Source organism: Pseudomonas sp. 2VD (assembly GCF_005503585.1).
In the GTDB taxonomy this organism is placed as follows: Bacteria; Pseudomonadota; Gammaproteobacteria; order Pseudomonadales; family Pseudomonadaceae; genus Pseudomonas; species Pseudomonas aeruginosa.
This window is the reverse complement of record NZ_SCND01000001.1, coordinates 49,395-56,739: the sequence shown is the minus strand read 5'-3', so window position 1 is coordinate 56,739 and position 7,345 is coordinate 49,395. Positions and strand designations below refer to the sequence as shown.

Genomic DNA, 7,345 nt, shown 5'->3' with positions numbered 1-7,345 from the left:
GGTTGGCCTGTACGCCGTAGTGCGTGGCGACCGCCTGCTTCAACCGCTCGCCGTTGGGATCGGGATACAGGCGCAGGTCGTCGTTGAGTTCCGCCTGCATCGCGGCGAGCGCCTGCGGCGACGGACCGTAGGGATTCTCGTTGGTGTTCAGCTTGACCAGCCGCGACAGCTTCGGCTGCTCGCCCGGCACATAGGGCACCAGGTCCTTGACGAAGGGACTCCAGAATTTGCTCATGCTCAGGCCTCCTTCTCGTCGAGGATGCGGTATTCGGCGCTGCGCGCGTGGGCGGTCAACGACTCGCCGCGAGCCAGCACCGAAGCGGTGCGACCGAGGACCGAAGCGCCCTCGGCCGAGCAGTTGATGATCGACGAACGCTTCTGGAAGTCATATACCCCCAGCGGCGAAGAGAAACGCGCGGTACCGGAGGTCGGCAGCACGTGGTTCGGGCCGGCGCAGTAGTCGCCCAGGGCCTCGGCAGTGTAGCGGCCCATGAAGATCGCGCCGGCATGGCGGATCTCCGGCAGCCAGCTTTCCGGATCGGCCACCGACAGCTCCAGGTGTTCCGGGGCGATGCGGTTGGCCACCGCACAGGCCTGGGCCTGGTCGGCGACCTGGATCAGCGCGCCGCGCCCCTCCAGGGAGGTGCGGATGATCTCGGCGCGCTCCATGGTCGGCAGCAGGCGAGCGATGCTGTCCGCGACGCGGTCCAGGAACGCCGCGTCCGGACTGACCAGGATCGACTGGGCGTCTTCGTCGTGTTCGGCCTGGGAGAACAGGTCCATGGCGATCCAGTCGGGATCGGTCTGGCCATCGCAGACCACGAGGATTTCCGAGGGACCGGCGATCATGTCGATGCCGACCTGGCCGAACACGTGACGCTTGGCGGTGGCCACGTAGATGTTGCCGGGGCCGACGATCTTGTCCACCCGCGGCACGCTTTCGGTGCCGTAGGCCAACGCGGCCACGGCCTGTGCCCCGCCGATGGTGAAGACACGGTCGACACCGGCGATGCAGGCGGCGGCGAGGACGATCTCGTTGATCTCGCCGCGCGGGGTCGGTACGACCATGACCACTTCGGACACCCCGGCGACCTTGGCCGGGATCGCGTTCATCAGCACCGAGGACGGGTAGGACGCCTTGCCGCCCGGCACATAGAGCCCGGCGCGGTCCAGCGGGGTGACCTGCTGGCCGAGCACCGTGCCGTCGGTCTCGGTGTAGCGCCAGGAACCCTGCTTCTGCTTCTCGTGGTAGCTGCGCACGCGCTCGGCGGCGACTTCCAGGGCTTCGCGCTGGGCTACGGTGATACGGGTGAGAGCTAGCTCCAGGCGCTCGCGCGGCAGGATCAGGTCGGCCATCGAGGCGGCCTGGAGACCGTCGAAGCGCTGGGTGAACTCGACCACGGCGGCGTCGCCACGGCTGCGTACGGCGGCGATGATGTCGAGGACGCGCTGGTTGACCGAATCGTCGGAGACACTTTCCCAGCTCAGCAGATGATCCAGATGACGCCCGAAGTCCGGATCAGCGGCATTGAGTCGACGGATAGCGAAGGGAGCGGTCATAGCGAGCCTCTTTTATGGATGGCGTTGTCTCGGGCGCCGCTAGACTACCAAGCCCACCGTGCGGGCACCCGAGAAAATTTGGCTATGACACGGATAGGCAGGTGCGGCGCGGAGCCGCACGGGTATCAGTGACGGTGTCGCGCCTCGACGGCGTCGCGCAGGGTATCGATCAGCGACTGGATGCGACCGTGCTGCATCTTCATCGAGGCCTTGTTGACCACCAGGCGCGAGCTGATCGTGGCGATCAGCTCCTGGGGCTCCAGGCCGTTGGCGCGCAGGGTGTTGCCGGTATCCACGACGTCGATGATCTTGTCGGCGAGACCGACCAGCGGCGCCAGCTCCATCGAGCCGTACAGCTTGATCACGTCGACCTGGCGGCCCTGCTCGGCGTAGTAGCGCTTGGCGACATTGACGAACTTGGTGGCCACCCGCAGGCGTCCCTTGGGTTCAGGCGCGCCAATGGCGCCGGCGGTCATCAGCTTGCAGTTGGCGATACGCAGGTCCAGCGGTTCGTAGAGTCCCTGGCCGCCGTACTCCATCAGCACGTCCTTGCCGGCCACGCCGAGATCGGCGGCGCCATGCTCGACATAGGTCGGCACGTCGGTGGCGCGCACGATGAGCAGGCGCACATCGGGCAGGGACGTCGGGATGATCAGCTTGCGGCTCTTGTCCGGGTTCTCCGACGGCACGATGCCCGCCGCTGCGAGCAGCGGCAGGGTATCGTCGAGAATCCGGCCCTTGGACAAGGCGATGGTCAGCATTTGCGCGACAGCCTCCGCTAGCCCGGTACGCGGCGGATCTTGGCGCCGAGCAGCTGGAGTTTCTCTTCGATGCACTCGTAGCCACGGTCGATGTGGTAGATGCGATCGATCAGGGTGTCGCCCTCGGCCACCAGGCCGGCGATCACCAGGCTCGCGGATGCGCGCAGGTCGGTCGCCATGACCGGAGCGCCCTTGAGCTTGGGTACGCCGGTGACGATGGCGGTGTTGCCTTCGACGAGGATCTGCGCACCCATGCGGTTCATTTCGTAAACATGCATGAAGCGGTTCTCGAAGACCGTCTCGATGACCGCGCCGGTGCCTTCGGCAACCGCGTTCATGGAGATGAACTGGGCCTGCATGTCGGTGGGGAACGCCGGGTACGGCGCGGTACGCACGTTGACCGCCTTCGGCCGGTTGCCCTTCATGTCCAGCTCGATCCAGTTGCTGCCGGTGCTGATGTGAGCACCGGCCTCTTCCAGCTTCTGCAGGACCGCCTCGAGGATGGTCGGATCGGTATCCTTCAACTTCACCCGGCCGCCGGTCGCGGCCGCGGCCACCAGGTAGGTGCCGGTCTCGATACGGTCGGGCAGTACGTCGTAGCGAGCGCCGCCGAGGCGCTTCACACCTTCGATGACGATGGTATCGGAGCCAGCGCCCTGGACGTTGGCGCCCATGGCGTTCAGGCAGTTGGCCAGGTCGACCACCTCCGGCTCGCGAGCGGCGTTCTGCAGCACGGTGCGGCCGTTGGCCAGCGCGGCGGCCATCATCAGGTTCTCGGTGCCGGTCACGCTGACGGTATCGAAGAAGAAGTGACCGCCACGCAGGCCGCCGGCCGGCGCCTTGGCCTTGATGTAGCCGCCTTCGACCTCGATCTGCGCGCCCATGGCCTCGAGACCGCGGATATGCAGGTCGACCGGACGCGAACCGATCGCGCAACCGCCCGGCAGGGCCACTTCGGCCTCGCCGAAGCGCGCTAGCATCGGGCCCAGCACCAGGATCGAGGCACGCATGGTCTTCACCAGTTCATACGGCGCGACCAGGGTCTTGATGCTGCTGGCATCGACTTCGACGTTGAGCTTCTCGTCGATGATCGGCTGCACGCCCATGCGGCCGAACAGTTCGATCATGGTGGTAATGTCGTGCAGGTGCGGCAGGTTGCAGACGGTGACCGGAGTATCGGCCAGCAGGGTCGCGGCCAGGATCGGCAACGCCGAGTTCTTCGCGCCGGAAATGCGGATTTCGCCATCGAGGCGGTTACCGCCGGTAATAATCAGTTTATCCATTGCAATGATCCCCCGTGGGCTCAGGAACGCTCGGCCCAGGCGGCGCGGCTGAAGAATTTCATGGTGACGGCATGGATGCTGCCATCGGCGATCCAGGCGTTCAAATGGGCGTAGACCTGCTGCTGACGCTTGACCGGGCTCTGGCCGGCCAGTTCGTCGCTGATCAGATTCAGTTGGAAATTGCACCCTTCGCCCTCGACTTCCACCTGGGTGCCGGGGAGTTTTTCCTGGAGAAGGCTCTTAACGTCTTCGGCCTGCATGCTCAACCTCAATCGGGCGCCCTACGCGCACGGTCGGCCATCATACAAAAAAGCCCTCCGCCTGCGAACCCCAGGAAGGGACGCGCAGACGGAGGGCCGCTCGTTCCGCCGGCCGGTCATTCCTGCAGAGGCAGGATCTCCAGAAGGCTGCTGACCTTGGCAATCTCCCGCATGTCGTCCGGCAAGGCCCTGACGCTCAGGACCTTGCCGGCCTTGCGTGCGTCGCGCATGAAGGCCAGCAACAGGGAAATGCCCACGCTGCTGGAGCGCTCCACCGCCGAGCAGTCGACGACCAGTTCCGCCGCCTGGCTGGCGCGGATCAGCCGACCGCCCTGCTCGCGCAACGCCGGCCCGCTGCTGTAGTCGAGCACGCCGGCGAGCTGCAGTTCGCCGGCCGCGCCTTCGCGCAGGCTGGCCTGGCTCATTTCGCCCCGGCCTCTTCCGCTTTCGCGGTTTCCTTGGCCTTGGCGACCACCTCACCCCAGCCGGCGATGGTCTTCTCGAGGTCGTTGCGGTTCTTCTGCATGGTGTCGGCGAACTGGTCGCGGAACAGCTTGCCGATGTTGATGCCGTTGATGATCACGTTGCGGACCTTCCAGCCACCGGCCAGGTTGGTCATGGTGTAGGAGACCGGGTAAACCGTGCCCTTGCTGTCACGGATTTCCATGTTGACGCTGGCGCGATCGTCGCTCGGCTTGGCCGAGCTAGGCAGCACGCGGATGTCCTGGTTGTCGTATTCGAGCAGCGCGTTGCCGTAGAACTGCATCAGGCTGTTCTTGAACACTTCCTCGAAGCGCTTGATCTGCTCGGGTGAGGCCTGGCGCGAATACTTGACGGTCATCACGCTCTTGGCGATGCCCTCGGCATCGACCACCGGCCCGAGGATACGGTCGAGAGTGGCGTAGAGCTTTTGCGGATCGGCCTTGTAGGCGGCCTTGTTGGCCTTGATGTCAGAAAGCAGTTCGTCGACCGTGCCCTGCACCACCTGTTGCGGGGTCGGCGCCGCCATGGAAAGCAGCGGGAAAGCCGCCAGGAACACCAGCAGGCCGCGACGCAGAAGAGTCAGCATGGAAGAAAACCTCACTTTTTGGCTTCGTCTTTGTTAACCGAGTTCAGCAGGAACTTGCCGATCAGGTCTTCCAGCACCAGCGCCGACTGGGTGTCGTGGATGGTGCTGCCGTCCTTCAGAACGTCCTCGTCGCCGCCGACGCTGATGCCGATGTATTTCTCGCCCAGCAGGCCGGCGGTCAGGATCGACGCCGTGGAATCGACCGGCAGGTTGTTCACGTTCTGGTTGATCTCCATGGTCACGCGACCAGTGTAGCTGTCGCGATCCAGGTCGACCGCCGTCACCTTGCCGATCGTCACGCCGGCCAGGGTGACCTTGCCGCGCACGGTAACACCGGCGATGTTGTCGAAGTAGGCGTAGACCTTGTAGGTATCGCCGGCGTTGCCCACGCTCAGGCCGCTGACCCGCAGGGCCAGCAGCAACAGGGCCAGCAGGCCGGCCAGGAGGAACAGGCCGACACCGATTTCCAGGGTGCGGGTTTGCATTCAGAAATCTCCAAACATCAAAGCAGTCAGAATGAAGTCGAGCCCCAGCACCGCCAGGGAGGCATAGACCACGGTCCGAGTCGTCGCCCGGCTGATTCCTTCCGAGGTCGGCTCGCAGTCGTAGCCTTGGTAGACCGCGATCCAGGTCACCACGAAGGCGAATACGATACTTTTGATCACGCCGTTGAGCACATCCTCGGTGAACTGCACGCTGTTCTGCATGTTCGCCCAGAACGACCCCTCGTATACGCCCAGCCAGTCGACCGCGACCATCGCCCCGCCCCAGATGCCGACCACGCTGAAGATCGCGGCGAGCAGCGGCATGGAGATGAAACCGGCCCACAGGCGCGGCGCGACGATGTACTTGAGCGGGTCGACACCGATCATTTCCAGGCTGGAAAGCTGTTCGGTGGCCTTCATGTTGCCGATTTCCGCGGTAAGCGCAGAGCCGGCACGGCCGGCGAACAGCAGGCCGGTCACCACCGGCCCCAGTTCGCGCAGCAGGGTCAGGGCCACCATCTGCCCGACCGCCTGCTCGGAACCATAGGAAATCAGGATGTTGTAGCCCTGCAGGGCCAGCACCATGCCAATGAACAGGCCCGAGACGACGATGATCGCCAGCGACAGCACGCCTACCGAGTAGAGTTGCTTCACCAGCAGGTGCAAACCGGTGCCTGGCGTGCGCCGGCCGAGCAGGGCGTGACCGAGGAACAGGGTCGAGCGGCCGAGCGCGGCGACCACGTCCAGGCCGGCGCGGCCGAACAGGCGGATACGTTCGAGGGGAGAGACTCTACGCATCAGCGCTCTCCCAGCAGGTCGGCCCGGTAGTCGCGGGCCGGATAATGGAACGGAACGGGACCATCCGGGATTCCCTTGACGAACTGGCGGATACGAGGATCGTCGGTTTCCTTGAGGACGTCCGGCGTCCCGTGGCCAAGTACCCGGCCGTCGCCGACGATATAGATGTAGTCGGCGATGCTGGCGGTCTCGGCCAGGTCATGGGAAACCACGATGCTGGTGATGCCGAGGGCATCGTTGAGCAGGCGGATCAGGCGCACCAGGACGCCCATGGCGATCGGATCCTGCCCCACGAACGGCTCGTCGTAGAGCAGGATCTGCGGGTCCAGGGCGATCGCCCGGGCCAGGGCGACGCGGCGCTTCATGCCGCCGGAAAGCTCGTCCGGCATCAGTTCCACGGCGCCGCGCAGGCCGACGGCCTGAAGCTTCATCAGGACGATGTCGCGGATCATCTCTTCCGGCAGCTGGGTATGCACGCGCAGCGGAAACGCGACGTTCTCGAAGACGTCGAGATCGGTGAACAGCGCCCCGCTCTGGAACAGCACGCCGAACTGCTTGCGCATGTCGAACAGGTCGCCGCGCGAAAGCTGCGGCAGGTTCTGCCCGTTGACCCAGACCTCCCCCTTCGAAGGACGCAACTGGGAGGCGATCAGCCGCAGCAACGTGGTCTTGCCGCAACCGGACGGGCCCATGATGCCGGTCACCTTTCCGCGCGGGATACGCACATCGATGTTGTCGAAAATCGCCCGCGATCCGCGCTTGAAGGTCAGGCCCTTCAACTCGACCGCGTAGGCACTATCGGTGCTCATCAGGACTCCTTGCGATGCGACCCGTCCATGCTGGACGCCTTGCCCCGTTGCAAAGGCACGCATCCCGGAGGGGTCGAATGGGCGCGGACTATAGCACTGCGGCGGGTTCTGGCCCAAGGCCTGGCACCGTGCCGTTCAGCTTGGATTCAGCTTGTTCGGAGCGTTCTCTCAGCCCTTTAGGACATATCGCACACTTCAGGTTCACTACGGACAGAAAAAAATCGCGTCGACGTCGAATATATCGACATTTATGCAGTCATAGCGCGGAGTGCAGATAACGGCGGCGTAACAGAGCATTGCAGTCCATACAACATTGCGCC

General features: G+C 64.7%; 9 protein-coding genes and 1 pseudogene. All 10 read right to left on the bottom strand.

Annotation, left to right across the window (positions count from 1 at the left end):
• Positions 1-235: pseudogene (locus FFS27_RS00270) on the bottom strand (histidinol-phosphate transaminase); the annotation flags it as partial.
• 2 nt (positions 236-237) lie between these two features.
• A complete protein-coding gene (gene hisD / locus FFS27_RS00265; protein WP_003110025.1) occupies positions 238-1,560 on the bottom strand; it encodes a histidinol dehydrogenase in 1,323 nt (440 codons plus the stop codon).
• 125 nt (positions 1,561-1,685) lie between these two features.
• Complete coding sequence (gene hisG / locus FFS27_RS00260; protein ID WP_003094331.1) at positions 1,686-2,321, bottom strand: ATP phosphoribosyltransferase; 636 nt, start codon at positions 2,319-2,321, stop codon at positions 1,686-1,688.
• 17 nt (positions 2,322-2,338) lie between these two features.
• Positions 2,339-3,604: a UDP-N-acetylglucosamine 1-carboxyvinyltransferase gene (gene murA / locus FFS27_RS00255; protein WP_003094332.1), complete on the bottom strand. Its 1,266-nt coding sequence runs from the start codon at positions 3,602-3,604 to the stop codon at positions 2,339-2,341.
• Positions 3,605-3,624: 20 nt separating this feature from the next.
• Complete coding sequence (locus FFS27_RS00250; RefSeq protein WP_003094334.1) at positions 3,625-3,864, bottom strand: BolA family protein; 240 nt, start codon at positions 3,862-3,864, stop codon at positions 3,625-3,627.
• A gap of 116 nt (positions 3,865-3,980) precedes the next feature.
• A complete protein-coding gene (locus tag FFS27_RS00245; RefSeq protein WP_003094335.1) occupies positions 3,981-4,289 on the bottom strand; it encodes an STAS domain-containing protein in 309 nt (102 codons plus the stop codon).
• Positions 4,286-4,933, bottom strand: coding sequence for an MlaC/ttg2D family ABC transporter substrate-binding protein (locus FFS27_RS00240; protein ID WP_003094337.1), 648 nt, complete (start codon positions 4,931-4,933; stop codon positions 4,286-4,288). The genes FFS27_RS00245 and FFS27_RS00240 overlap by 4 nt, the downstream gene beginning before the upstream one ends.
• An 11-nt stretch (positions 4,934-4,944) precedes the next feature.
• Positions 4,945-5,418, bottom strand: a complete 474-nt coding sequence (gene mlaD / locus FFS27_RS00235; protein WP_003094339.1) for an outer membrane lipid asymmetry maintenance protein MlaD — start codon at positions 5,416-5,418, stop codon at positions 4,945-4,947.
• Positions 5,419-6,216 (bottom strand): lipid asymmetry maintenance ABC transporter permease subunit MlaE, encoded by a 798-nt coding sequence (gene mlaE, locus FFS27_RS00230; RefSeq protein WP_003094341.1) that lies wholly within the window; start codon positions 6,214-6,216, stop codon positions 5,419-5,421. It lies immediately after the preceding gene.
• Positions 6,216-7,025 carry an ATP-binding cassette domain-containing protein gene (locus FFS27_RS00225; RefSeq protein WP_003094343.1) on the bottom strand — a complete coding sequence of 270 codons (810 nt, stop codon included), beginning with the start codon at positions 7,023-7,025 and terminating at the stop codon, positions 6,216-6,218. The genes mlaE and FFS27_RS00225 overlap by 1 nt, the downstream gene beginning before the upstream one ends.
• Positions 7,026-7,345: the final 320 nt, after the last annotated feature.

Coding starts and splice junctions, on each gene's coding strand:
- hisG (WP_003094331.1), bottom strand. CDS start 2,321: ATGCTGACCATCGCCTTGTCCAAGGGCCGGATTCTCGACGATACCCTG.
- hisD (WP_003110025.1), bottom strand. CDS start 1,560: ATGACCGCTCCCTTCGCTATCCGTCGACTCAATGCCGCTGATCCGGAC.
- FFS27_RS00240 (WP_003094337.1), bottom strand. CDS start 4,933: ATGCTGACTCTTCTGCGTCGCGGCCTGCTGGTGTTCCTGGCGGCTTTC.
- FFS27_RS00225 (WP_003094343.1), bottom strand. CDS start 7,025: ATGAGCACCGATAGTGCCTACGCGGTCGAGTTGAAGGGCCTGACCTTC.
- mlaD (WP_003094339.1), bottom strand. CDS start 5,418: ATGCAAACCCGCACCCTGGAAATCGGTGTCGGCCTGTTCCTCCTGGCC.
- murA (WP_003094332.1), bottom strand. CDS start 3,604: ATGGATAAACTGATTATTACCGGCGGTAACCGCCTCGATGGCGAAATC.
- FFS27_RS00245 (WP_003094335.1), bottom strand. CDS start 4,289: ATGAGCCAGGCCAGCCTGCGCGAAGGCGCGGCCGGCGAACTGCAGCTC.
- FFS27_RS00250 (WP_003094334.1), bottom strand. CDS start 3,864: ATGCAGGCCGAAGACGTTAAGAGCCTTCTCCAGGAAAAACTCCCCGGC.
- mlaE (WP_003094341.1), bottom strand. CDS start 6,216: ATGCGTAGAGTCTCTCCCCTCGAACGTATCCGCCTGTTCGGCCGCGCC.